The organism is Mesorhizobium sp. M2E.F.Ca.ET.209.01.1.1, assembly GCF_004010375.2.
In the GTDB taxonomy this organism is placed as follows: Bacteria; Pseudomonadota; Alphaproteobacteria; order Rhizobiales; family Rhizobiaceae; genus Mesorhizobium.
This window is the reverse complement of the sequence record NZ_SADP02001065.1, coordinates 1-297: the sequence shown is the minus strand read 5'-3', so window position 1 is coordinate 297 and position 297 is coordinate 1. Positions and strand designations below refer to the sequence as shown.

At 64.3% G+C, this 297-nt stretch carries 1 pseudogene; it reads right to left on the bottom strand.

The features are described 5' to 3' along the window. A pseudogene (locus EN852_RS42035) lies at positions 1–265 on the bottom strand (hypothetical protein); the annotation flags it as partial. Positions 266–297 lie beyond the last annotated feature (32 nt).

Genomic DNA, 297 nt, shown 5'->3' with positions numbered 1-297 from the left:
CCGGTCTGCCTTGCTCGCCATACCTCGTTCCCGGCCGATCGACGCCCCAATGCAGGATATCGGATCGGCTGTAGTGACCCGTTACGTCGAGATCGTGCTTGAACGCTATGGTCTGCGCAAGGTCAAGGTCACAGATGACGGGCGCGTCGCCGAAGACCGGACCGACCAGGTATTCGCCGTCGGGCCCGATGACCCCCGATCCTCCGGGAAACGAAGCGTCTCCCCCCGTCCCCTTTTCATAGGCCGGCAGCAGGTCCGGCTGCAAGGCCTCCACAGGAAGGTACGTCGCGGCGCTTG